The 23,451-nt window shown below is 49.5% G+C and carries 27 protein-coding genes and 5 pseudogenes; 28 read left to right on the top strand and 4 right to left on the bottom strand.

All coding sequences use genetic code 11. The features are described 5' to 3' along the window. Position 1 precedes the first annotated feature (1 nt). The 9 genes from SGP1_RS22450 (at position 2) to tnpB (ending at position 7,616) form a co-directional block, all read left to right on the top strand. Entirely contained in the window at positions 2 to 1,849 is a 1,848-nt protein-coding gene (locus tag SGP1_RS22450) for an IucA/IucC family protein (RefSeq protein WP_011279188.1), read from the top strand. Further along, the gene (locus tag SGP1_RS22445; protein ID WP_011279223.1) at positions 1,839 to 2,756 is read left to right on the top strand and encodes an ABC transporter substrate-binding protein; all 918 of its coding nucleotides are present in this window, start codon (positions 1,839 to 1,841) and stop codon (positions 2,754 to 2,756) included. The genes SGP1_RS22450 and SGP1_RS22445 overlap by 11 nt, the downstream gene beginning before the upstream one ends. After that, positions 2,753 to 3,739: a FecCD family ABC transporter permease gene (locus SGP1_RS22440; RefSeq protein ID WP_011279222.1), complete on the top strand. Its 987-nt coding sequence runs from the start codon at positions 2,753 to 2,755 to the stop codon at positions 3,737 to 3,739. Before SGP1_RS22445 ends, SGP1_RS22440 begins: the two co-directional genes overlap by 4 nt. Then, on the top strand, positions 3,732 to 4,763 hold the full coding sequence (locus SGP1_RS22435; RefSeq protein ID WP_011279185.1) for a FecCD family ABC transporter permease: 1,032 nt from the start codon (positions 3,732 to 3,734) through the stop codon (positions 4,761 to 4,763). The genes SGP1_RS22440 and SGP1_RS22435 overlap by 8 nt, the downstream gene beginning before the upstream one ends. A gap of 13 nt (positions 4,764 to 4,776) precedes the next feature. Beyond that, complete coding sequence (locus SGP1_RS22430) at positions 4,777 to 5,565, top strand: ABC transporter ATP-binding protein (RefSeq protein WP_011279184.1); 789 nt, start codon at positions 4,777 to 4,779, stop codon at positions 5,563 to 5,565. Continuing rightward, positions 5,562 to 6,332: an IucA/IucC family C-terminal-domain containing protein gene (locus tag SGP1_RS22425; RefSeq protein ID WP_011279183.1), complete on the top strand. Its 771-nt coding sequence runs from the start codon at positions 5,562 to 5,564 to the stop codon at positions 6,330 to 6,332. The genes SGP1_RS22430 and SGP1_RS22425 overlap by 4 nt, the downstream gene beginning before the upstream one ends. Beyond that, entirely contained in the window at positions 6,329 to 6,964 is a 636-nt protein-coding gene (locus tag SGP1_RS22420; protein ID WP_011279182.1) for an RraA family protein, read from the top strand. The genes SGP1_RS22425 and SGP1_RS22420 overlap by 4 nt, the downstream gene beginning before the upstream one ends. Positions 6,965 to 7,044: 80 nt before the next feature. Further along, positions 7,045 to 7,200 carry a hypothetical protein gene (locus SGP1_RS31065; protein WP_011279181.1) on the top strand — a complete coding sequence of 52 codons (156 nt, stop codon included), beginning with the start codon at positions 7,045 to 7,047 and terminating at the stop codon, positions 7,198 to 7,200. 191 nt (positions 7,201 to 7,391) lie between these two features. Then, a complete protein-coding gene (tnpB, locus tag SGP1_RS22415) occupies positions 7,392 to 7,616 on the top strand; it encodes an IS66 family insertion sequence element accessory protein TnpB (RefSeq protein ID WP_011279180.1) in 225 nt (74 codons plus the stop codon). Here tnpB and SGP1_RS34785 read toward each other — a convergent pair. Next, positions 7,584 to 7,814 (bottom strand): annotated as a pseudogene (locus tag SGP1_RS34785) (IS3 family transposase); the annotation flags it as partial. The gene tnpB and the pseudogene SGP1_RS34785 sit on opposite strands and share 33 nt — an antisense overlap. Positions 7,815 to 7,916: 102 nt before the next feature. On the opposite strand from SGP1_RS34785, the gene SGP1_RS36955 reads away from it, so the two are divergent. The 5 genes from SGP1_RS36955 (at position 7,917) to SGP1_RS22390 (ending at position 10,901) form a co-directional block, all read left to right on the top strand. Continuing rightward, on the top strand, positions 7,917 to 8,231 hold the full coding sequence (locus SGP1_RS36955) for a transposase (RefSeq protein WP_148203693.1): 315 nt from the start codon (positions 7,917 to 7,919) through the stop codon (positions 8,229 to 8,231). 254 nt (positions 8,232 to 8,485) lie between these two features. After that, a complete protein-coding gene (locus tag SGP1_RS22405; RefSeq protein WP_011412262.1) occupies positions 8,486 to 8,770 on the top strand; it encodes a hypothetical protein in 285 nt (94 codons plus the stop codon). Beyond that, complete coding sequence (locus SGP1_RS22400; RefSeq protein WP_158302482.1) at positions 8,724 to 9,236, top strand: hypothetical protein; 513 nt, start codon at positions 8,724 to 8,726, stop codon at positions 9,234 to 9,236. The genes SGP1_RS22405 and SGP1_RS22400 overlap by 47 nt, the downstream gene beginning before the upstream one ends. Positions 9,237 to 9,486: 250 nt before the next feature. Continuing rightward, entirely contained in the window at positions 9,487 to 9,978 is a 492-nt protein-coding gene (locus tag SGP1_RS22395) for a ProQ/FINO family protein (RefSeq protein WP_011412260.1), read from the top strand. Continuing rightward, complete coding sequence (locus tag SGP1_RS22390) at positions 9,975 to 10,901, top strand: Rpn family recombination-promoting nuclease/putative transposase (protein WP_011279176.1); 927 nt, start codon at positions 9,975 to 9,977, stop codon at positions 10,899 to 10,901. The genes SGP1_RS22395 and SGP1_RS22390 overlap by 4 nt, the downstream gene beginning before the upstream one ends. Before the next feature lie 84 nt (positions 10,902 to 10,985). Here SGP1_RS22390 and SGP1_RS36950 read toward each other — a convergent pair. Further along, positions 10,986 to 12,276: pseudogene (locus SGP1_RS36950) on the bottom strand (purine-cytosine permease family protein). 42 nt (positions 12,277 to 12,318) lie between these two features. Between SGP1_RS36950 and SGP1_RS34775 the strand changes: the two are divergent. Genes SGP1_RS34775 through SGP1_RS34765 form a run of 3 tightly spaced genes read left to right on the top strand, consistent with a single transcriptional unit; the run spans position 12,319 to position 13,131 of the window. Further along, positions 12,319 to 12,549, top strand: coding sequence for a nitrilase-related carbon-nitrogen hydrolase (locus SGP1_RS34775; RefSeq protein WP_242451019.1), 231 nt, complete (start codon positions 12,319 to 12,321; stop codon positions 12,547 to 12,549). Next, complete coding sequence (locus SGP1_RS34770; protein WP_243466341.1) at positions 12,500 to 12,730, top strand: hypothetical protein; 231 nt, start codon at positions 12,500 to 12,502, stop codon at positions 12,728 to 12,730. The genes SGP1_RS34775 and SGP1_RS34770 overlap by 50 nt, the downstream gene beginning before the upstream one ends. 26 nt (positions 12,731 to 12,756) lie before the next feature. Continuing rightward, positions 12,757 to 13,131 carry a nitrilase-related carbon-nitrogen hydrolase gene (locus SGP1_RS34765; RefSeq protein WP_050747955.1) on the top strand — a complete coding sequence of 125 codons (375 nt, stop codon included), beginning with the start codon at positions 12,757 to 12,759 and terminating at the stop codon, positions 13,129 to 13,131. Here the strand turns inward: SGP1_RS34765 and SGP1_RS36945 are convergent. Both SGP1_RS36945 and SGP1_RS22380 read right to left on the bottom strand, forming a co-directional pair. Further along, positions 13,119 to 13,325 (bottom strand): helix-turn-helix transcriptional regulator, encoded by a 207-nt coding sequence (locus SGP1_RS36945; protein WP_424141187.1) that lies wholly within the window; start codon positions 13,323 to 13,325, stop codon positions 13,119 to 13,121. The genes SGP1_RS34765 and SGP1_RS36945 overlap by 13 nt on opposite strands. Then, positions 13,298 to 13,774, bottom strand: a complete 477-nt coding sequence (locus SGP1_RS22380) for a PAS domain-containing protein (protein ID WP_011279175.1) — start codon at positions 13,772 to 13,774, stop codon at positions 13,298 to 13,300. Before SGP1_RS22380 ends, SGP1_RS36945 begins: the two co-directional genes overlap by 28 nt. 2,966 nt (positions 13,775 to 16,740) lie before the next feature. Between SGP1_RS22380 and SGP1_RS22360 the strand changes: the two genes are divergently transcribed. The 11 genes and pseudogenes from SGP1_RS22360 (at position 16,741) to traK (ending at position 23,431) form a co-directional block, all read left to right on the top strand. Beyond that, positions 16,741 to 17,106, top strand: coding sequence for an antirestriction protein (locus SGP1_RS22360; protein WP_011412259.1), 366 nt, complete (start codon positions 16,741 to 16,743; stop codon positions 17,104 to 17,106). Positions 17,107 to 17,226: 120 nt separating this feature from the next. Further along, positions 17,227 to 17,664, top strand: a complete 438-nt coding sequence (locus SGP1_RS22355; RefSeq protein ID WP_011279171.1) for a DUF1380 family protein — start codon at positions 17,227 to 17,229, stop codon at positions 17,662 to 17,664. A gap of 422 nt (positions 17,665 to 18,086) precedes the next feature. Then, positions 18,087 to 18,602, top strand: a pseudogene (locus SGP1_RS22350) (IS5 family transposase); the annotation flags it as partial. A gap of 853 nt (positions 18,603 to 19,455) precedes the next feature. Beyond that, positions 19,456 to 20,184 carry a helix-turn-helix transcriptional regulator gene (locus tag SGP1_RS22345; protein WP_011412256.1) on the top strand — a complete coding sequence of 243 codons (729 nt, stop codon included), beginning with the start codon at positions 19,456 to 19,458 and terminating at the stop codon, positions 20,182 to 20,184. 979 nt (positions 20,185 to 21,163) lie between these two features. Continuing rightward, entirely contained in the window at positions 21,164 to 21,388 is a 225-nt protein-coding gene (locus SGP1_RS22340) for a TraY domain-containing protein (RefSeq protein WP_011279167.1), read from the top strand. 146 nt (positions 21,389 to 21,534) lie between these two features. Next, positions 21,535 to 21,633: pseudogene (locus SGP1_RS36940) on the top strand (type IV conjugative transfer system pilin TraA); the annotation flags it as partial. Further along, entirely contained in the window at positions 21,611 to 21,808 is a 198-nt protein-coding gene (locus SGP1_RS26035) for a type IV conjugative transfer system pilin TraA (protein ID WP_011279166.1), read from the top strand. The pseudogene SGP1_RS36940 and the gene SGP1_RS26035, both read left to right, overlap by 23 nt. Positions 21,809 to 21,820: 12 nt before the next feature. Beyond that, entirely contained in the window at positions 21,821 to 22,126 is a 306-nt protein-coding gene (gene traL, locus SGP1_RS22335; RefSeq protein ID WP_011279165.1) for a type IV conjugative transfer system protein TraL, read from the top strand. Between the two features lie 9 nt (positions 22,127 to 22,135). Further along, positions 22,136 to 22,611: pseudogene (traE, locus tag SGP1_RS34760) on the top strand (type IV conjugative transfer system protein TraE); the annotation flags it as partial. Between the two features lie 75 nt (positions 22,612 to 22,686). Continuing rightward, positions 22,687 to 22,824, top strand: a complete 138-nt coding sequence (locus SGP1_RS36935; protein ID WP_424141191.1) for a hypothetical protein — start codon at positions 22,687 to 22,689, stop codon at positions 22,822 to 22,824. Next, positions 22,814 to 23,431, top strand: a complete 618-nt coding sequence (gene traK, locus SGP1_RS31625) for a type-F conjugative transfer system secretin TraK (RefSeq protein ID WP_424141190.1) — start codon at positions 22,814 to 22,816, stop codon at positions 23,429 to 23,431. The genes SGP1_RS36935 and traK overlap by 11 nt, the downstream gene beginning before the upstream one ends. Positions 23,432 to 23,451: the final 20 nt, after the last annotated feature.

The following is a 23,451-nucleotide window of genomic DNA, read 5'->3' as shown; positions in this document are numbered from 1 at the left end:
CATGACAACACAGACACGCGCCGCTGATGGGGTGATGCAGGATTTGGTCGACCGCCTGCTGGCGGAGAATTTTTTTGGTCCTGGGCCCTTGTCGATGATCGAGCCGGCGCAATGGTCAAGCGCCTTGCCGTTGCCATTTGTCGAATTGAGCGCAGAGCAGCGTATCTGGTGCTGGCAGGACATCACCATTGCATTGCGCCCGGGCATCACTCAGCTTTGGGAGAAAGTCCCTGGCACGGCGGTGTTGCAGCGTCAGCCGAACGCACCTGATTGGCAATCGTTATCGCCGGAGGCCTTTATGGGCTGCGTATTTGCCGGAACCGACAACATTTCACAGGATAACGGCAAGGGGCAGGCGCTGTTTATGGATGCGCTACGCTGCAGCATTCGTCAGATGGCGCTGTCGCTCAATCATCGGGTGGCAACGCAAGATCTGATGAGTAAAGACGGTGGCGCGTTTTTCCTGGCCATGGAGCAATGGGCATCGTTGCGCGATCGCCCCTATCATCCGTTAGCCAAGGCCAAGCAAGGGTTGAATGATGCTGACTATCAGGCTTATCAGGCCGAATTTGCCCGTCCGGTGGCATTACATTGGGTGGCGATAGAAAAAAGCCTGCTGCTGTGTGGCAGCGGCGTGACGGATGTGCAGCAGCAGTATCCGGCCCGCTATTTATTGCCGGGTGCACAGCGTCAGGCGCTATGGCAGGAAATGCGCAGTCTGGGGATTGCCGAGAGCCACATTGCGTTGCCAGTACACCCGTGGCAGTCTCGGCAGGTCCTGGAAGCACAACTGGGAAGCTGGTTCGCCGATGGTCTATGCCAGCGGTTGCAATTTTGCGACACCGAGGTATTTGCCACCTCCTCGTTGCGCTCGATGACGCCGTGTTTCAACGGTGCCGACTACCTGAAGTTACCGATTGCCGTTTATTCGCTGGCTTCGTCGCGTTATTTGCCTGCGGTGAAGATGATCAATGGTGGTTTGAGTGAAGCCCTGTTGCGCGAGGGGCGAGATCAGGATCCTATACTGCAACGCTCGCTGTATCTGTGTGACGAAAATCGCTGGTGGGCGTTTATGCCGCCACAGGCGACGCTGTTTGACGATGCGCCACGGCATCTTTCCGCACAGGTGCGCGGTTATCCGGCTGAACTGCTCGATGACCCGGATTGCCGCCTGATGCCGATGGCGGCGCTGGGAACGTCTTTGCCCGACAGCAAGCAGCATTTCTTTGATGACTGGCTGCAATACCGCCAGTTGCCGGCGGATGCAGCATCGGTACTGATCCTGTTCCGTGAACTGTGCCACTGCTTCTTTGGGGTCAATCTGCGCATGTTCCGTCTGGGCATGATGGGCGAAGTCCATGGGCAAAATGCGGTGTTGGTGTGGAAAGCGGGTAAAGCCGATGGGCTGTTATTGCGTGATCATGACTCTTTGCGTATTTTTGTGCCCTGGCTGGAACGCGTCGGGCTGGCCGATCCGGAATATCGCCTGAAGAAAGGGCACCCGAATACCCTGTATCACCAGCGGGCGGAAGATCTGCTGTTCTGGCTGCAAACGCTGGGGATCCAGGTCAATATGCGCGCTATTATCGATACGCTGGCGGAAACTTATGCGATCCCTGCCGTAACGTTGTGGCTGGCATTACGGGAAGAGTTGGAGTTACTGATTGAATCCATTGATTTTGATGACGAGGCTCGCAGCATGATCCGTCACCAATTGTTTGAGGTGGCCAACTGGCCGCAGAAACTGTTGCTGACGCCGATGATTGAGCGGGCAGGTGGGCCGGGCAGTATGCCGTTTGGCAAGGGCGAAGTGGTTAACCCATTCCGCAGGTTGGCGCGTGACCAATAGGCCGTTACATCAACCTACCCGACGCAGATTACTGCGTCTGGCCGCTGGCTGGCTTGCCGGCAGCGTGATTGCCTCGGGCCGGGCGCAGACGATCTCACCGCGTGTGGTGACCTTGTTTCAGGGGGCGACGGACAGTGCGGTGGCGCTTGGTGTGACGCCTGTGGCGGTGGTGGATTCCTGGAGCGAAAAGCCGACCTACAAATATCTGCGTCAGGCATTGCAAGGTGTGCCGCATGTCGGTTTGGAAACCCAGCCAAGTCTGGAACATATCGCTCTGTTGCAACCGGATTTGATCGTCGTCTCACGCTTTCGTCACCAGCGCATTGCACCGCTGTTACAGCAGATAGCACCACTAGTGATGCTGGACAACGTGTTTGAATTCAAGCAGACACTGAGCGTGACAGCGGCGGCACTGCATCGGCAGGCTCAGGCCGAGGTGTGTTTGCAACAGTGGCAACAACGGGTCGCCAACCTACGCTCTCAACTGCAACAACGCTTTGCTGGCCACTGGCCGCCAACTGTGTCGGTGCTGGATATTCGTGAAGACCATATCCGCAGCTATTTACCGGGCAGTTTTCCCGGCTGGGTGCTCAGCGAACTGGGTTTTGGCTGGAATACCACGGCGCAAACCACACAGGGCGTGTCGATCAAGCTCAGTGGCAAGGAAAGTTTGCCCATCGTCAATGCGGATATCTTTTTTGTTTTCTTACGTTCGGAAAGTGCCGGGGTGCAACGCAATTACCATAGTCTGCTCCAGCATCCATTGTGGCTGCAGCTACGTGCGCCGCAGCAGCAACAGGTGTGGCTGGTCAACGGCGTTGTCTGGAGCCTGTCCGGCGGTATTCTGGGCGCCAACCTAATGCTGGATGACATTGAACGGCAGGTTATACCAGGTACGACAGCATGAGTAACGGGATGAAATTATTGCTGGCGACCGGGGGGGTGTCGCTGTTGATGTTGCTGAGCCTGATGGTCGGTGCGCGTTGGATCCTGCCTTCGCAAGTGATGGCGGCGTTGCTGAGCCCGGATGCGTTGAACGTCAATCATATTCTGGTGACCACCCGCCTGTCACGCACTCTGATGGCTGTGACCGTTGGCGCCAGTCTGGCGGTGGCGGGAGTGCTGATGCAGGCGTTAACGCGTAATCCGCTGGCCTCTCCCGGTTTGTTCGGCGTCAATGCCGGCGCTACCTTCTTTGTCATTCTGTTCAGTTCGTTGTTTTCCCTGCATGCGCCGGGTGGGTGGTTGTGGAGTGCCTTTGCCGGTGCTGCAATTGCCGGCGCGTTGGTGTGGTTGATTGGCAACATGGGGCAGGGCAGCCTTAGCCCTCTGCGCATTGTGCTGGCTGGCGCGGCGATTACCGCCCTGTTCTCGGCATTATCCCAGGCGCTGTTGGTGGTGGATCAGGAAGGGTTGGATACGGTGTTGTTCTATCTGGCCGGCTCACTCAGTGAACGCAGCCTGCCGTTGGTCTTGCCTCTGGTCGGCGGCTGTCTCGCTGCGTTGCTGGCGGCGTTTACGATGGCGGGGCAGGTTAATGTGCTGAACGCCGGCGATGAGATCGCCACTGGTCTGGGACAGCGCACCGGCATGATCCGAGCGCTGATGAGCTTTATCATTATTATTCTGGTCAGCAGCGCGGTGGCGTTGGCGGGCAGTATCGGCTTTATCGGCCTGGTGGTGCCGCATATGGTGCGTAAAGGGCTGGCTATCGATCACCGCTGGTTATTGCCGGGCAGCGCCCTGCTGGGTGCCGGTTTGCTGCTGCTGGCGGATATGCTGGCGCGGGTGGTGATCCTGCCGCAAGAAGTGCCGGTGGGGGTGATGACCGCGCTGTTTGGCGCGCCGTTCTTCATCATGCTGGCGCGGCGTGGAGGGCTCAATGGCTAATACCGTCATCTGGCGTTATGGGCGTTTCTTGTGCCGGATTAATGTGTCCACCCTGTGGCGTGTGTTGTTGACCGGTGTGCTGGCGTTGATGGTGGCCGGCTTTTCGGCGGCGCAGGGCGCGGTGGCGGTCTCGCCGTTGGCACTACTGCATGTGTTGTCTGGCAGCGCCGATCCGGCTCTGAGCTTTATTATCGGCCAGCTACGCCTGCCGCGTATCCTGCTGGCGGCACTGGTGGGTGGCGCGCTTGGGGTTTCTGGGCTTATCTTGCAGAGCATTATTCGCAACCCGCTGGCTTCACCGGATTTACTGGGCATCAGTAGCGGCGCCAGCACGGCGGCGGTGGTGTATCTGTCGTTTTTCAGCATGACGCTGGGGGGGCAGTATCTGCCGCTGGCGGCGATGACGGGAGCTGCAATTGCGATGTTGGCGGTGTACGGGCTGGCATGGCAACGCGGCGTTTCACCACTGCGACTGGTACTGATAGGTGTGGGCGTTTCTGCGTTACTGACCGCCATCACTACCTTTTTATTGGTATTCAGCCCATTGAGCACCACGCTTTCCGCCTATGTCTGGATGGCCGGCAGCGTTTACGGCGCCAACTGGGACGATGTGCGCACGCTGGGGCTTTGGCTGTTGGCGCTGTTGCCGTGGCTGGCGCTGCTGGCGCGCCAGGTGATGTTCCAACAGCTCGATGACGGGCTGGCGACCGGTATTGGCGTACGGGTGCAATGGTTGCGCGGCGGGTTATTATTACTGAGCGTGGCGCTGGCGGGCACCGCGATTGCGTGGGGCGGTGCAATGGCGTTTGTCGGCTTGATCGCCCCGCATATTGCCCGGCGTCTGGTGGCGCCGACCTTTAGTGGTCAGGCGCTGATGAGTACGCTGACTGGCGCGATTTTGGTGATGCTGGCGGATAGCGTCGGCCGGGTACTGTTTTTGCCCGCCGATCTACCGGCCGGTATCTTCGTGGCGGTATTGGGCGCACCGTTCTTTTTGTATCTGTTAATACGCCAACGCCAGTGAGGAATTTTTACTTATGATGTCGTTTGCCACACGGGCTTTGACGCTTTGCTATCAACGCCAGACCATTATTGAGGATCTGGACATCGTTTTGCCGCGCGGCAAGGTTTCGGTGCTTATCGGCAGCAATGGCTGCGGCAAGAGTACGCTGCTGAAATCTTTTGCCCGTCTGTTAAAACCGCAGCAAGGGGCGGTTATTCTCAACGGCACGGATATTTGGCATAAGCCTACCGCCACGGTGGCGCGCGAGCTGGCGATCCTGCCGCAGATGCCAAGCGCGCCAGAGGGGATCACCGTGCGGCAACTGGTGAGCCTGGGGCGTTATCCTTATCAGAACTGGTTACAGCAGTGGTCGTCGGAAGATGAAGCGATGGTCAACCGCGCGCTACGTCAGACCGGAGTGGAGGCGTTGGCCGATCGTCCGGTAGATACGTTGTCCGGTGGTCAGCGCCAGCGGGCGTGGATCGCCATGACATTGGCGCAGGACACCGAGATCGTGTTGTTGGATGAACCGACTACCTTTCTCGATCTGGCCCATCAGGTCGAGGTGCTGGAACTTTTGCGGGAACTGAATCAGCGGGAGAATAAGACCATTATTATGGTGTTGCATGACCTGAACCTGGCCTGCCGTTATGCCGACCATCTGGTCGCGGTGCATAACCGCACGGTGGTGGCGCAAGGGGAACCGCAGGCGATCCTGACTGAAGAATTGGTGAAGTGTGTGTTCGACCTCAATTGCCGGATTATCGAGGATCCTTTCTTCTCCACGCCGCTGTGCATTCCTTTCGGTCGGGAGAGGTCATGACGTTTAGCCTGGAGCAATGGGCTCAGCTCAGCGGTGGCTTGTTGCTCACCACGGCAACGCAGGCAGACCCGGCACGCAGTCTGCCGGCTGCCACTCTGCTGGACGATGCGTGTTGCGAGCAACTGCTGCGTACCTTGACGCCGACGATCGGTTCGCCCTCGTTGGCGATCACCGCGTCGTTTTTGGCGAAAAGAGTGTCGTTTTTGACTACCGGCGCGTGCCTGTATGCCATGTCAGCGTATGACCAAGGGCTACGGCTGTCGTTGGACAATGCGCTGATTGAGTATGGTCATGATGATGGGCGCTGGACATCAAAGATGCCTCTGCACAATATCTCGCCGTTTGGCTATCAGCCCGGTGAACGAGAGATGTGGCGGGCAGAAATTGTTACCATCTTGTTTGAGGGATTACTGGCGCCGCTGTGGCAAACCTTCAGCCGGGTTGCTGGTATCTCGGCGCAGATCCTGTGGGAAAATAGTGCGGTACGGGTCTATTCGTTGTACGAACGCCGGATGGCGAAGATTGATGATGAGTTCATCAGAAAACGTTGCGAGACGGACTTCTTCTGGCTGTGTGAACAGGCGGAACCGGCGCTGTTCGGGTTGGATATTAACCCGCTGCGTCATTTTCGCCGCCCGGTGACGGCAGTTGAGGGGCAAGACTGCGGCGTGCGGTTTCGCCGTACCTGCTGTTTTTATTACAAGGCATCCACACCGGTTGAGTATTGCTCGACCTGCCCGTTGTTGAAACCGGGAAAAAATGCATGAGTTATGTGATTATGCCACGTCGGCAGGGGGTTGAGGCTGACATATTACAGCATTATCGCCAGGTCAATGCATCAACCCTGGGCCACCTGACGACGGAGGGCTATTTGCCTGGTTTGCGGCCGCGGGTTGAACAGTGCCATATGGTCGGTAACGTGGTGACGGTGAAACTGTTTCCGCCCGATGGGGCAATCTTGCGAGAAGCGCTGTTGTTGAGCCAGCCGGGGGATGTATTGGTGATTGACAGTTCGGCGGATGAGCACTGTGCCTGCTGGGGGGAACTGCGCAATCTGGCGGGATTAATCAAGCAACTGGCCGGCGTGGTGGTGGTGGGGGCTGTCACCGACATTACCGCATTACGATGCCAGCGTTTGCCGGTTTTCAGTCTTGGCATTAGTGCCGTCACCACCCGTTCACTGGCGGAGCGGGGGGAAATCAACACGTCATTACATGTGATGGAGGGAACGATCCATCCGGGCGATCTGGCGTTAGGTGATGATGACGGTGTGTTTATGGTTAATGCCCGACAAGCAGTGGAATTATTGCCTCAGTTATTGTTAAAAGAGCAGCAGGATCAGCAGAAGAGAACGCTGCTCGCGCAGCGTTTAAAAGCATGTTGCTCTGCAAGACAGTAAGCATCGTTGTAAGCACACATATTATTAAAATGATTGATCCCCATGCTTTCGATCCTGCGCACCATTTAGGAATGAATTGTATGAGTATGCATCGCACGCGCGACGAATGGCGCGCCATTATTGAAGAGCAGCGGCGTTCTGTTCTGGTCTCGGACAAACTCAATTTTGTCACCAGCACGATATTACGTGCTCCGCTTTCTCCAATGCTAAACAGCGTCTTTCGTCCGTTGGCGTAACGCTATCCGCTTTTGTTCCGGCGCTACCGCCTGATGCGGACACAAAAGCGCACACGGCTGCAAGAATGGACGAAGTGCCATCGACGGCAGTGAACCATCAACCCTCAGCGTCTGCTACCTGGCGCCACGCTATGCCTTTCGGTTGACATTTCTCCGCGCTGGCTGGCAACCCTCATTCGCGAGATGGTGCCATGAAAATGTTTGTCGATGTCCCTGCCATCTATCTTTACCCCGGTCATGTGGATTTTCGTAAAAGTATCAACGGACTGGTGCTGATTATCGAGCAGAATATGGCGCACTCCCCCTTCGATGAGGCCCTGTTTGTTTTCTGCAACCGCCCCGCCAGAGCGGTGAGTGTCAAGGTAGTTGTCGCCTCAGTTAACTCATGTAGCGGGAGTTTCCCGCTCAGGATTTAGCCATACTTCGTCCTGCCGACTCCAATTCCGCGTTTGACCTGACCAACGATGCGGATTTCGCATTTTGGCTGCCTCATACACCGATTTGCGCTGCTCCAGCAGCAGGCGGTCTTCGCCTCTGTGGCGTTGACCTGGCGTCACATACCGAATGCCTCTATGGAGGTGCTCTTCGTTGTACCAGGCGACGAAGCTTTCCACCTAGGCTCGAGCCTCTTCCGTAAGCGCCCCATATAGGACGTCTTTCGATTTCGACAGGGATGATTAAGGATGGTGTCCACCTATTTTAAGTGGATACTATCTATGACAGAGCCAAAAAAACCGAGAGCCAACTACTCCATGGAGTTCAAGCTGGCTATGGTCGAAAAGTCCCTGCAACCCGGCGTCAGCGTCGCGCTGCTGCGCGTAACAACGGCATCAACGATAATCTGCTGTTCAAATGGCGCCGCCGTTATCGGCACCTCGCCGACGCTCCTGTCGATGAAGGCGCTGGCACCCCAGTCATCATCGAGGACAATATTGTCCCAGTGGTGCCAAAGCGTAAAGAGAAGGTGCTGCGGGTTACAGGAAGTCGGACACGGGCATAGTACCGAAGAAATCAGTGAACAAAACATGTAACAGTGTGGCGGAATTGACGGAGGGAAGGCCCGTGACTGAGGGGAACAGCCAACGGTACGACCGCATCCGGACGCAGAGCCGGGAAAATGCGACGTCACGTCTGCTGGCTGTGCGGAAAGCAGCAAAAAGGGATAAACGTAAACAGTTTACCTGTATCTTCCATCAAATAAGCGAAGCTCTGCTGACGCAGAGCTTTCTGCAACTCAAACGACAGTCTGCACCGGGGACAGTACAGACCGCTGCCAGCAAGGCAGGTGCCTCTTTCCTCCCTGACGCCGGATGACCCCATCCTGCAGGATTATTTTTTGCCCGCAGCGCAGGACGAGGCGGTATCTGGCTCGCTGGCGGTGGAAGAGCAGGGTGTTGAGGTCTTTGCCGTCTGGGTGTGCGGGGAAATCCGGGTGTTCGCCGGGCGGCATGTGGCGTCTGCGGCTGGCTTTGACCACCTTGGTGCCTCCGCCCTATTCCAGCAGGCGGCCCATGCGTGCGTGGATGAGCTGTCAGCGCGTCTCAACGCCGGATGGGAGGGTAACCTATAACCCTCTCACTCACCGCACTCTGGCGGTGCAGACAGGCTCCTGCGCCTTTACCGATGCCGCAGGCAGCCTGTTTGCCAATGCCCCCATGCAACGAATGCTGGGGTGCGACGAACGGGCATGCGGCAATGATTCTCCCCTGGTGTCGCTGTTCCTGGTGCAGGAAACCCTGGCCCGGCAGCAACGTCAACCGCTTTGGGTGTTTAATAGCCAGCCCTATGGCGCCTACGGCATAACCCAGCTCTGGTTATTCTGCTTTCTTCCCGACGTGGATGATTACGGGGGGTGTAACGGCATCTTTTGCCATGCGCGGCCCTTTCCGTTCCTGTCGCTGCCGGACTATCTCGAGTGCGTTAATCCCGGGACGGTGGAGGACTGGCACAGGTTTACCGACAGGGAGCGAGGCATCATATTTTTGTCGTTGCAGCGCCTGAGAAGCAAGCGCATTGGGCAGTGGCTCCGGATATAGCATCGCACGGTAGAAAACCGGTTGCAGGTCATCTACCAGAAGACAGGTATCCACAATGTCCGGCAGATGGATGACTATTGTCGCCAGCAGGGGCTGATGTACGCCATTCCCCCGCAATGGCGACCCTGCAGTCATGTTCATTAACCCGTAGTGACGGGTACGTGGTCGCCTCTGGCGGCCGCGTATTCGCGGGAAGGGAGACCTGCTGGTATGATACCCATAAGCACTGTCAAGCAAGAGAACAAAACCGATGACCGAACCTAGGCTCCCCTTACTCAGTATCAGGCGCAAGCCGAAAATCTATGTGAACCCGAAGCCTGCCGATAAACCCGCGCCGGCGCCAAAATCGGCGAAGCCGCCCAAGGCAAAGGCACCAAAGCCGGTCAAGGAGCCAAAACTGAAACAGCCGCCGCCCAAGCCCCTGAGTCGGGAAGAGCGCATCGCGCGGAACCGGGCGAAAAAATTACGCCAGGGTCAGGAGGCTATCGCCAGTCTGGTGGCCAACTGGCCATCGCTTTTTGATTTGGGATACCCCAAACTGCTCAAGGTGGGCATTGCGGCGGATATCCTTGACGATATCAAGGCGCGTGAACTGGATTTAACCCGCGCCAAGGCCAGCGCGACGCTGATGTTCTATACACAACGCGTATTTTATCAGCAGGCTCATGCCCTGAAGCAGCTGGAGAAATGGCGAGTAGAAACAGAATCTGCCGTGTCACCGGGCGAAGAGCCAACGCCATGAGCAAGAAATTTACTCCGACGCCCCATGATGCGGTGTTCAGGCAGTTTCTTCACGACAAGGCCACCGCGCAGGATTTTTTTGATATCTGGCTGCCTGATGATATCAAGGCGCTGTGTGACTGGGAGACCCTGAAGCCTGAGTCCGGCTCCTTTATCGACCCGGACATGAAGCCTTACCAGAGTGATATCCTCTACTCGGTGAACGCCAACGGGGTTGATGGCTATGTCTACTGTTTGATTGAGCACCAGTCGACCCCCGACAAGCTGATGGCCTGGCGGTTAATGCGCTATAGCATGGCGGCGATGCAGCGGCATCTGGAAGCCGGGCATGATAAACTGCCCCTGGTTTTTCCAGTGCTGTTCTACTGCGGTGAAAAAAGTCCGCATCCGTACAGCACCAACTGGCTGGACTGCTTTGAACGGCCCGATATTGCGGCAAAGATTTACAGCCAGCCGTTCCGATTGATGGATGTGACCACGCTCGATGATGATGCCATCATGCAGCACCGGCGCATGGCGCTGCTAGAGTTGATTCAGAAGCATATTCGCCGCCGGGATATGACGGAGTTGCTGGACAGTATTGTTAAACTGCTGTCGTACAATTATTATACGGATACGCAGGTTGTCACGATGATGAACTATCTGGTTCAGGAGGGCAATGCCGCTTCGCCGCGAACGTTCATCACCGAGATCGCTAAACGGGCAGAGAAACATGAGGAGGCGCTTATGACTATTGCTGAGGCTCTGAAGCAGGAAGGCTATCAGATTGGACGTGATGACGGCCGCCAGGAAGGCATCCAGCAAGGCGAGCATGCTGCGGCGATGAAAATTGCACGACAGATGCTGTCGCGTGGAATTGCTCGGGATGCTGTGAAAGCTTGTACAGGTTTGTCTGATAATGCTCTCGATAATCTGATGTGTTAAGATTATTGTATATTGGCATGAGATAGAATATGGTTCGCATGTATAGCTCATGCCATTTTTTTCAGTTTTTAATTTAAATATTATTTATCTGGTATAGCGATTATTTCTAATAGTGCAGGTGAGCCAGTATATCATGCTGGAAAAAATTAATGAATTCACAGATGGGAGGCCCCAATTAATAGTGAATCCGATAATACTTCCTGTTCCCCAAGCAGCCATAGCTAACTATCCTATTTTTTGTGTTGATGATGCATCGGGTAATGTGTCATGACTTCGGGTAAAATCGAGTAATTTTCTGTGAGTCCGTAAAATATAGTAATCAACCAGCGTTACACCGGCAATAGGTGGAAATAGCACACCAAGGAAAATCAGGAAATCCACGAATTTGTTCATGATTCCCAATACAGAAAGCAAAGTGCCAAGTGCTCCTAGTATAATTGTCATTTTCTTATAAGGTAACTCACGACAAAATAGAGTCTCTACGATATTTGTTACTGTAAGCGATGAAGAATAAAGAGCTGTATCATTAACTTTCACTGCAGATAAAATAACAGATAGTAGACCAAGCCATCCTGCACTCTGCGTCATTATTGTGACCACATCAGAAGTATGAAGCGCATGGGCCACTAAAATGGCAACCCCATTAACAATAAACTCACCAATAATATAAGAAATGGTTATCATCTAGAAAACATGTCTTACATTTTTACAGTATCGTGTAATATCAAGGGTAATCAATGCGCCAACTATAGCCCCACCGGCAACCATTGTTGCTCCTGCGCCTATGGACATATATGCACCATTAGGTGGTGATATTATAAGGAAAATAAAGTCATTTCCTTTTAACATGTCAAAAAACACCCACCCAACAACTAAACAAAAAATAGGTAATGCTAGTTTAGCTTTCCAGCTTAAACCAATAAAACCCCAAACCACTAGTAAGGTAAGAATGCGACCTGATATTAATGCAGCAATTTCAAAGCTTATCTTTCCATTGAATGCATAAACAACACCATCTGCTAAAATGGAATTTTGCACGCCAAACCAACCAAGGCAACTTATAACAATGGCTACCCCTATAAATGCAGAACCATAACGTCCAAAGCCACACCATTTTGCTAAAAGACAGGTTACTGGTTGATAATCCTTCCCGTGTACCTGCAAACCCGACGCTAAGACTGACAAATTGTAAAAAGTAGACTGCCTAAAAATGTCGCTAGCATGCTTGTGTAAATGTCATAGAATGACCAAGAGTAGCACCTAGCATAAACTGAGCTAAGGCTGTTGTCATTCCTGTCCTAACTAGAGTCGTTGTTAACAGGCTAACCCTTGATGTCTGTGGAACTCGGCTGAAAGTGTAGTTTTTATCGTCCATATCATGATCACTCTATATAATATTTATTTAGAGTAGTTAAAAATGATAAACGTTGCATTGGCACAAATAGATACTGTGCTTGGTAACAAGGGAAAAAACCTTGATCACATAAAGTCATTTTTCCATAGGGCTGCTGATAATAAAGCAAATATTATCTGTTTTCCAGAGTTAGCTACTACAGGTTACACTCCTGATTTATTGGGAACTTCATTATGGAACCTCAGTGAAAGTAGAGGTGGTGAAACTGATTTGTTATGTAAGCAAACTGGCTAACGACTTGGATTTAATTATTATATCTGAATTTGTTGAGCGAGGGGAAAATCCTGGTCAAGTTTATAACTCTGCCGGGATTTGGGTTCCAGGGGGTGACAGTTGGAAACATGTGCATAGGAAAATTCATCTATGGGGTGATGAAAAAAATGGTTCAGCGAAGGTAGTAATTGTCAAATCATAGAAACGTCATTATGTCGAATAGGGGTTATGGTCTGTTATGACATTGGTTTTCCTGAAGTGGCGCGTATTTTTGCGATGAATAACGTACAAATATTATTTGTTCCTGCTGTATGGCCTGAATATGCAATAGATATATGGAATATTAACTGTGCTGCTCGTGCCCTAGAAAATGGTATTTATCTTGCGGCTGTAAATCGATGGGGAAAGGAAGCAGATACCAGAATGTTTGGTGGGAGTAAAATCGTCTCTCCAGAAGGGAACACCATGATTCTAGTATCCGAAAAAGGTGAAGATATTATTTTTTTCAATATAGATTTAGCTTTACAAGCTAAAACCAGAATAGCACTACCTTATTTGAAAGATATGAGGGTTTCTTTTTATAAGGAACACTATAAAGAATAGATCTCTATGAGTTTATTGTGGCTACTCCTTTTTTTTAAAAACTCTGGGATATATTGTGTTATGCCATTAGATGTGCAATATTCACGTAGTGCTCTGACTGAATTTATTCCAACTTTATTATAAATACACTGTAAGTTATTTTCTACCGTTCTGTGTGAAATGTTAATTATTTTAGCGACTTCTTTGCTGGACAATCTCTGAAGTGATAAAAAAATAATTTCAAGTTCTCTTTTTGTAAATATTTCAGTTGGGGGATGGTTGTTGGTGAACCATGTGTGTTTTCGATGAGGTTGTAATAAATGAAAGAGTTTTCTATATTTCTTCCTTGGCATATAACGCCAATGAGTTTTTTGTTTTTATCATAAAAAGGATGTTTTTCGCAAATATGGGAGTGTAATTTTTTCATTTTCCCGTAAATATGAGTTTCAATTTCAGTTATTGGTATTTCTTTATTAAGAATTATTTTGTCATTTTTTTGAAATTCTGAAGCTAACTCTGCACCAGGATGAGGAAGTTCCTCATCTCGGCATCCATGATAATCGAAGTTTAAAGGGATGCCATAGTATTGTAATGCTGATTTATTAATAAATAAATACCGTGATTCATGGTCTTTTATAGACCATTGTTTTCTGTTATTTTCCATTAATGTTCATAAGATAATCCTTTTCCTAAGCAGGGAAAAAAGACCACCACCATGCTTCATCCAAGCTGCGCTGGTGGTGAACTGAACAGGGGTGATACTACCGTGCCAAAGCTAACGGCGAACCTTTCAGTTCCCCTGTCCAGCCCACCATTGATTTGATGAGCTTCTGATGCCGGTACAATATACCATAAGTATATCATACTGGTATTTGGCTTCGAGGTATCAATCCCGACCTCTGATTTATCAAAGGTATGATTACCTTATCTATTATACTTTTCGTGGTCAATGGATGTGCATACATGATATTTATAGCTTTGTTGAATAAACCGATTTTATGCTGCCCCTCCAGTGCAACTGCTGATCCTGGCAACGTAAAATCATGCAGTTAGGCCGCGTAAGAAAACGGCACACCTAGGGTGACAAGCATTTTCCGCCAAAACGAGTATGGCAAAACAGCATGATTCCCTATTATTCAACAAAGCCGATATGTATGGGCACCTCGAAAAACCTCAGCTTTGATAAATCACGGCAAAAAACTGACAGCAGAATTAGATGATTGTTTATTTTTTATCCTTAACTTGAGAAAAGATAACTCATATCGAGCAATAAGTAGGCACTTTAAAAAATCAAAAATGAAGATGTCTAGGTTTTTCGAGGTGCCCGTATGTTAAAGTAGTGGTTATGAATGGGGCTGTATATTCGTGCAATGGTCGATTTCACATAGAGGGCGCATTACTTTATTCGTACCACGTATAATGTGGTACGAATAAAGTAACGGGTCAGATTTCAAATTGGCACTGACAAGTACCACCGCAGGTAAGCCCAGCATTTGCCCGTCCAGATGTAGGTCACATCGCCACACCAGACCTGATCCGGTAACTGCGAACTGGTGGTTGAGATGGTTCGGTATTTCAACGTGTTTATTGCCGCCGCGTTTGTATTTATGAGTCGGTAGCTGGCAGCTGGAGATACCCAGCTCCTTCATCAGTTTTCCGTCCCGCCAGCGCCCCATTTTGACAACAGATCTGCCGCTGGCGTTCCAAGCTTCCATGACGCGGCTACGCTTAACCACGCGCTCACCGTCGGGTTCATTAGCGGAAGCCTGCCAGTTCCTGTAGCTGCTGCGATGTACCTCAAAAGTTTGGCACAACGCCGTGACCGGGTATTGCGCCCTCAGCCTGTCGACTACCGTGAACCGTTGAGTGAGTTCGACATTAAGAGCGCCGTAGATTTTTTAGGATTTCGTTCTCCATTTCAAGGTGTTGGAGTTTCTTCTTCATCTCACGCAGCTATAGCTGTTCAGGGGTAAGAGGAAGTCCCGCAGTCGTTTTTCCCTGTCGTTCAAGGCGAAGCTTATTGACCCAGCGACTAATGGCTGACATTAACCGCCTCCGCGGCCTTAACGTATGTGTAGCTGTGGTCGACAACCAGCTTTTTGGCTTCGAGCTTAAATTCTGCCGTAAAATGTTTACCTAGGAGATCACCTGTCGTGTTGGTAAGGTGAGCATATCACCTCCGATCAGGTGGCTAGTATCAGTGTGCCACTACAGGTGAATACCCTACTGGGGAATGAAAGTAATCAGGAAAAATATAAGCATATTCATTTTGTGGTCTCTTTTTTTCTATCAAACGTGCCATCTTTAGCTAATTTCTCCCTTAATCCCTCTATTATGTATGGGGTCATTAGAAGGCTAGTTGTTTTCTTTGCTGTGGGGGACGTAGCCGTTGGTTCTTCTTGAGTATGTGTTTTTTTTTATTGCTCTCGCCATCTGAGCTTTCTTGAAAAGGAGCGTTTTTTGATACTTCATTTAGGCGATTAAATAAATCTTTTTTGTTAGTTGCCATAATGAATCTTATAGGTATTAAAAATTTACTCTTTTTGTTTTTAAAAAATATAAAAATCATATTCTTTCAATGGTTTTTCGCATGTCTAAGAAGAGTGACCTCATAGCATTTCCTGTACGCCCATGACGTGTTGCCAACAGTTCAACGATCCCCATCCCTTCACCAAATTTGGCAGGAAGAGTCTTGTCAGTAGGTATGGCGGTATCAAGGCGAACAAGATTATCGAATCTATATCTGTGAAATTGGTACGCTGAGGATGAACCTTGTTTAGAAGAACGTGGGCTACTTTTTTTGTTTCCCATATCTCTGGATATCTGCTCTAGTACTTCACTAAACTTCTGCAGTCCGAGAATCTCTGAAGGGTCGTCAATAAATGGCGAGATAATCAAATCTGCTGCACCGACTGCGGCACGGGTTAGGGCAGAGTCAAAGCTACCGCAATCTACGAGTATCGTTTTATGCTTCTATGAGCTCAGTGATGAATCAATTGCTGACTTTCTCCATGTCGTCTGTAAGTCTGATAACATTCCAGCGTTTATCCTTTGGTCGAAATGAATTGAATGTTGAAATAGACGATGTATCGTCTGTGTCGTAGAACAAATCCGGCTTAATCTCTGGTGCAATATTTAGAGAAATCATAGATTTCCCCGTTCCGCCTTTCTTAATTTCCACAACAACCATTTTTCCAGAGTATGTATTTTTTTAATACCTTATAAAAGCTAAAGGCATATATTAAAAGTACTTATTATACATAATAACACACCTAAATTAAAATTAGAAATAAGTTCTTATTAGGTATTTAAAATGTATATAAATGATATTTTTTGTGTTTTACAGAGTTGCGTTTCAAATGGCTGATGAGGACTATTTGAACAAAAAAGGAAGTTGCTTTGCTCCTGCTTCTTATCGCGCCCTGCGGTCGCCAGTTTTTGGGCCATAGGCGCTTTTTCTGCTACATGCTTCCTATTTGTGCATACCTCTTCAATTGTTTTCCCTGATGCCCCGCTATCGTGACGGGCGGAGCCGTACCCACACGCTAGCCCGGCACAGTCGGGGCGAAAGGGTAAAATTCACGTGCCGGCACCCGGTCCCGCAGACCCTGATACAGAGGAGAGCGTGCGATGTTTCATTTACCTTCTGCGGCTTTACGCGTTGAGGAATCAGACCGTCTGTCATTTTTACCTTATCTGTTTGGCGCGGATTTTCTGTATGCCGAAATGCAGGTATACGACTACGCCAATTGCTATTTACCGGAGTACAACGGCGGCTTCTGGCACTTTATCCGCCTGCCTGACGGCGGCGGTTACATGATGCCGGACGTTGGTCCGGTGCTACTGGTTAACGATGATAATGGGTTTGACCGCACGGTCAGCAGCGATGTTGCGGGCATTATCCTCACGTCGCGAGTGATTAATCATCGTTGCGGACTGCACCATGACCGGGACCGCGCCGGGCTGGTCACGCTGTTTATCCAGCGCGAGGAGTAGCTTTGGCATCGCATCGTTGCACACCCGGAATGGGGCGATATTTACGCCGCTCTTGACTGATAGCCGGGCGTTGCTGCCCGTTAGCCCCTGATGGTTTAATTTTTGGCGTTGGAGGTGTTGATGTACGGAACCATAAAGGCTATCAGCGAGCGGTTATTTCATGCCTACGGCGGCGATGAGCCGTTGGCGGTGCTGATTTGGGACAGGCCCGCTATTGCCGATATCGGCAGAGATGACCACGTGACAGACGAGGAGGTGCTTACGGTGCTGGAATATATCGGCAGTCTGCCTATTTCCCTGTACCGTGACGCAGGTATCAACCGCGAGGGGGTAGAGGAGATGATTTACGAAACTATCGCCCGTCGCAGACGCAGTGTGACGGTCGACGCCGGGATGCTGGAAAGCGTGCTGCATCTGGCCGCCTCGGTGCTCGACAGCAATACTCCCGAAGACATGGACGCTGAGACACGGAGCGGTCATCTGGCGATTGCGGTGCTGGTGAAGGTATTACACACCTGCCGGCCACCACCAGGTGGCCGGCAGTATAGCGGCGGCTGAGCCGTTATACTGCCGTGCGGGAAGGTCAATGGTGAAAGTAGGGATACCGGTTGTTATAGCGCTTGCCTGTCTATAATCACGGTCTTTTCCGGGCGCCCCCCTCTGGGTCCGGCTGTAGCGCTGCGCGTGGCGCCAACCCGCTGTCGCCACCCTTCGAGCATCCATCCGTCACGCCACCCCGCTTGCAGCGGCCAGGAGGCCGCGCCGCCCACCCCCAACCCACAGACGATAACGACGTCTGCGCTTTAAGGACTCCCCGGCCGGTGGCCATGTCGGGTGTGCGCCTGCTCATCCCGCCATCGTTGGTGTTCTCTCGTCAGGCCCTTGCGCGGAGGGTAAATGCACGCCGCACGCGGTGCCCTTGCGTTCCCGCAAACGTCGTTGCTCCCCGTGCCCTTGCCGCGAAAGGTCCCGACTAGACTCTAGTCATTGACGGAACCGGCCTGAAGGTCTTTGGCGAAGGCGAATGGAAAGTCCGACAGCATGGTGCCGACAGACGGAGGGTGTGGCGTAAGCTGCATATGGCCGCAGACAGTGTAACGCACGAGATTATCTGTGCTGACTTATCGCTCAGCGGTACGACGGATGCTCAGGCCCTACCCGCTCTGATAAACCAGACCCAGCGGAAAATCAGGGAAGCGTCGGCTGATGGCGCTTATGATACCCGCTACTGTCATGATGCTCTGCTGAGGAAGAAAATAAGGCCTCTTATTCCTCCACGAGGTGGGGCGCAATATTGGCCAGACCGATACCATGAGCGTAACTACGCCGTTGCGAATCAGCGTCTAAGCGGCAGTAACGATGTATGGAAAAAGCAAGTGGGCTATCATCTAAGTCTGCGTGACTATGATGCGCAGGTAGGTGAGGCAATGGCGATGGTCAAAGCGCTTAACAAAATAACGCTGTTAGGAATGCCGAACAGCATCCGGATCGCATAACAATCGATCTGCTAGGGGGGTGTAGTCACAAGTTCTGATTTATTCAAAAAAGCCTGTCAGGATGTGTATATATGGCAGTTCTCTGAGAACTATTTTGTTCCTGATGATTTTTACAGTGGTCGTAATGTTATTTTAACATGTATTGAAGATGTGGTTAGTTCTGACCTTTATCTGACTCCAAGGAAGCTAGAAATATTTGTGTTAATTATTGCTGGTTTTACAAGGAAGTATATTTCAAATATATTGGGTATTAATCATGGTGCTGTCGTTAATCATTAGAAGTCTGCATCGTCGAAAGTGTATCGAGTTTTTTGTGAACTTTATAAATTAAAATTTAGTTGATTGGTTATATGATTTTGCAAGGAGAATAATAAGGCAGTGTCAAATTACATAGATTTGATCATGATATCTATCTACTAAATGGATTTTTATATTAAATAACTGTTGCGAATATTGTAAAAATTTGGCGCGACAGTTATTTATTATCGCAATTATTGAATATGCTTGATTTTCCATGAGCAACCACTATTTCCATTGATATTAACATTCATCCCATTGAAGATAAAAAGTAAATGCTCTCTTCTGGATGGAAATTCTGCACCTTGCAAAAATTGGATTATGAAAAAAATGTGCGTGTCTCTCATTTTTACTTTGAATTATCAAGATAAAGTACTGTAATTGTTGTTGCTCCTACAGTATCTCTATACTGCTTTAAAGGGTGTGGGTAACGAAATAAACTATACTTTAGTATAGCTAAGTTAGATTTACTCTAATTGAGTATCCATGTATTATGATTTAAATGTGTTGGTAGTATCGTGCCAGTAGGTGAAAATCACAAAGTGTAGAGGTCATAATGAATAGTGATAACATGAGTTTTTCAGTAAATAAAGATCTTGATGTTCATTCAAAAAATTTTGATGCGTTTATTTCATATATGGAGAACAGTAATGATTTTTGGATTATAAAAAATGAAGAGTCTAGATTTGTATATGCTAATGACATAATGCTTTACTATAGTGGTCTACCAAAGGGGTTTAATATTGAAGGTAAGTTGGATAGTGAATGTCCCGCACCATGGAGTGAATTTGAAGAAATTATTCAGTGTAATGATAAAAATGTAATGGAGAAGAAAAAAACAATCCCTGTGTTAAACACTTTTACGTATGGAGGAAGGGAAAAAATAGTTCAGCCATTTATGCTTGAGGTAACTCCTCTAATAAGAGATGGTATGTCTATAGGTGTAGTCGGTCGTGGTAAAAAGCTTGATATTTATTCAATGTACCATTTTGAAAACGGTAAGCCTCCTGGACAATTATCTTTCGGAAAACCAGGAAATGTTTTCACTGATAGAGAGTTTGATATAGTTTTTTTTGCTCTTCAATCATTAACTTCAAAAGAAATATCTAAAAAATTAGATATTTCACATAGAACGGTAGAAAACAGACTTCAAGATATTTATAATAAGTTAAATATTCACTCATTGCATGAGTTAAAGGAGTATTGCATATGTAAAGGATATAACAACTATGCTCCAACACGATTCATAAATCCAAATCCGTACATACCTTTATCCACTGATTAAATTAATTAATATGGATATTAAGGTGATTGCCAAATAATTTTATTGCTATGTGATAATAAAATGACATTTAAATTAATTACAGAAATAAGTAATACAACGCAATATAGTCAAACCTCGTTAACAGAAGTTGGTTTAGAGCAAATTAAATTTCATACAAATGGAATTGACGTCTCTCATGATGAAACAGGAAATACTATATTGTCAATAACTGAAATGGGTATAGAGCTGTTTAGTTTAATTCTAACTCCGCACGTGAGAGATGTTTTTGTTAGTATGATAATTGGACCTGTTTTTAAATGATTTTTATCATGTGGTGAATATCTGGTTTTTTATTTTCGGGGGGGAGGAAGTGTTTACGATAAATTAACTGTAAAGCGATTGCCATATGATCGGGACACCCAGCTTCGTCTGTAATACGCCTTGGAGTGATTTCTCTTGCCAACATTAATAATGTTGCACGCGCTGTGACGAATATTGCAGTGTGAGTGGTTGATAGAAAGTTGTTACAACATAATGCGTACTTTGTTAAATAATATGGAATCATGATAATTTTCTAAAAATAATATAGCAAAATCATCAGTTTTGTTTAGGGCGTGTCATCAATTAATTGCGTATTTAACAATCCAACTGCACAAAAAACACCTTTCCGCGATGACCACCATGGCATCTTATAAGGGAAAGGTGTGATTTAATGCATTTTTGTATACAAAATACTCAACAAGCATTGTTGTCATATTATATAACTTTATTAAATGTAAAATGTTTACAATGCTGTTTTAAAATATCCAATTGATGACAGGCCCTAGTGTCATGCTGAAATATTGGAATTTACCTTGCGGAAAATCATGAATATTTTCAGGAAATATACTCACATCTTTTATTTTAATTAATTGTTATATTTCCTATGGATTATAGGATATTGGGTTGACGCTTTTTTTGTGCTTTCATCTTAGAAAGAAAACAACAAAGGAGAATTGGTGTGCGCCATCAACGACGGGATGACAATCCGAACAAGTTAATTACATTCAAGCTGAACCAGGAATACACGGCCTTGCTCTATGCTTCTATCCAGAAGACGGGCAAGTCCCGCTCGGGGGAAGTAAAATTGTGGGTGCAAGATCACCTGAAACGCTTCCCTGATTTTAACCCTGATAGTAGAGAGGTGATGAAGAGCCAGATAACGTCTGAATCTTTATCGCTATAACGAATTAGGTTGATGCGGGAAGTCTTTGCATCATGGACTACCTGTAAATAAAGGATTTTTTTAATGAGTACTGCAATAAGCACTCAGCGGACTGCTGTTGCCCAAAAAACAGATATCTACGCACGGGGCTATTTTCTCGTCAGCGGGTGGTAAATTTCTTTAAGATCATATTCCCTATGGCTTTGCTGCTCGCCTTTTTCCCGGAGGTGGCCTGCGCAACCGGTGATTTACTCAAGCCAGGTGACGCTGCGGTCAGGGCGACCACTGGCGCTGAATCCACTATGTACAAGTGGATTATCCTGGGGGGAAGTGCTGGCGGGCATGGTGCTCTATGTGCTGACCCACAGTTTCAAGTTCCTGTTCGGCTTCATCATTCTGTCGATTATTGGCAACGTCGGCATGAAGGTCGCCTGGTATTAATCAGGAGGGACGATGTCGGGAGACGATATCGACAATTACCATTTCCCGAAAACATTGAGTCATCAGGGCCGCTGGTTTGGCTTAACGCCTTACGAACTTATCCCTATTGTGTTATCTGGCTGCTGGTTTTTCTGGAAAGGAAAACAGATAGTGGGACTTATCGTCATGGCCCTGGTGTATTGGGCGATACGGAAATTAAAAAAAGGGAAGGGCAGTGTCTGGTTACGGGATTTGGGTTACTGGTATATGCCGATCTTTCTCTTGCGGGATATTCATAAAAAAGTACCGCCATCGTGTTTTAGGCAATGGATTAAATAAGGTCAGGGAATGAAACATGCTGCCCGGTTGAATTCAAACAAGATTATCGCATTAAGCCTGGTGCTGCTCGACGCATTTTTATTTCTGAGCGTGACGGCCAATGTCATTCTGGCTATCACCTATTATCGCCTGCAAGGAGACCGGCAGGTGGTGGTCGTGCCGATGCTGTTCAAGGCACCATTCGCGTTGTCGGAAAACAGCATGGATGCGTCTTATCTGGAGCAGATGGCACTGAGTTTTGTGGCGTTGCGTCTGAATGTGACGCCGGAAACGGTGGAGGCTTCACACCAGTTTCTGCTGTCGATGGTCAAGCCGTCGGCGCAGAAATCGCTCAAGCTCGCCTGGCGAAAGAGGCGCGTCAGATAAAGAAAAATGACGTTAATGCGGCCTTCTTTAAAATCGGCGTCAAGGTCTATCCGGCGCAGGGGCGCGTTGATATTCGTGGCGAACTGAAAACCTGGTTTGGTGATGCAAAACCGGATGTCGCGCTCAAGTATTACTCGCTGTATCTGGACCACAGTGACGGCGTGACCTGCTTGCCCGCTTTGTCGAGGTGTCCGATGAGAAAAAATAACCGCTTGCTTGGCCTGTTTGTTGCCGGGGTGCTGGTCTGCGGCGCAGCGGTGGCCGGTACGGTTAATGCGCCGGTGATTATCCCCCCTGCAAAACGGCAGTCAGGCGGCAGTGGTGCTGAGTAACACTGAGCCCAATCTGTTTAGCGTGCCGGGGGACAGCGTGGTGGCGGTGAGTGGCATCGATGAAAGCCTGGTGCGCTACGCACCCACGGCTAACGGTGCTCTGATGCTCAGCACGCTTAACAAGAAACCGTTCACCTTTGTTATCGAAACCGCACGTGGCCTGAATTTCTCGCTACGCGCGGTACCCCAGGCGGGAAGTGGGCGCACGTTCTCCCTGGTCGGTGAAGGGCAGGGCGTCTCCGTGGCGGCGAAGGTCTGGGAGCAGTCCGTGCCCTATGAGTCGATGCTGGTTGCGCTTAATCAGGCGCTGATGGCTGGGCGGTTACCGGCCGGTTATGGCAAGGCGCCGGCGACGCATGAGCGGTTGCCGTTGCCTGCCGGTTTGTGGGCTGAGGCGCTGTGGGTGTGGAAGGGACACCGCCTTAAGGTGGTGCGCTTTAGGGTCACCAATCCGGGCACGACTCCGGTGCGGGTTAACGAGCCTGATTTCTGGCAGCCGGGGGTATGGGCGGTAATGTTCGATACGCCGACCCGCGAGATTGTCCCGGCGGGGCGTATGGGCGTATGGGTGACGCTCTCCGGGGAGGCTGGCGATGGCCAACATTAATGCGCTCGTCAAACGCAAGA

It is taken from the genome of Sodalis glossinidius str. 'morsitans' (genome assembly GCF_000010085.1).
Taxonomy (GTDB): Bacteria; Pseudomonadota; Gammaproteobacteria; order Enterobacterales; family Enterobacteriaceae; genus Sodalis; species Sodalis glossinidius.
Note: the sequence above shows the minus strand (reverse complement) of the source record. Positions and strands in the feature narration are given on the sequence as shown.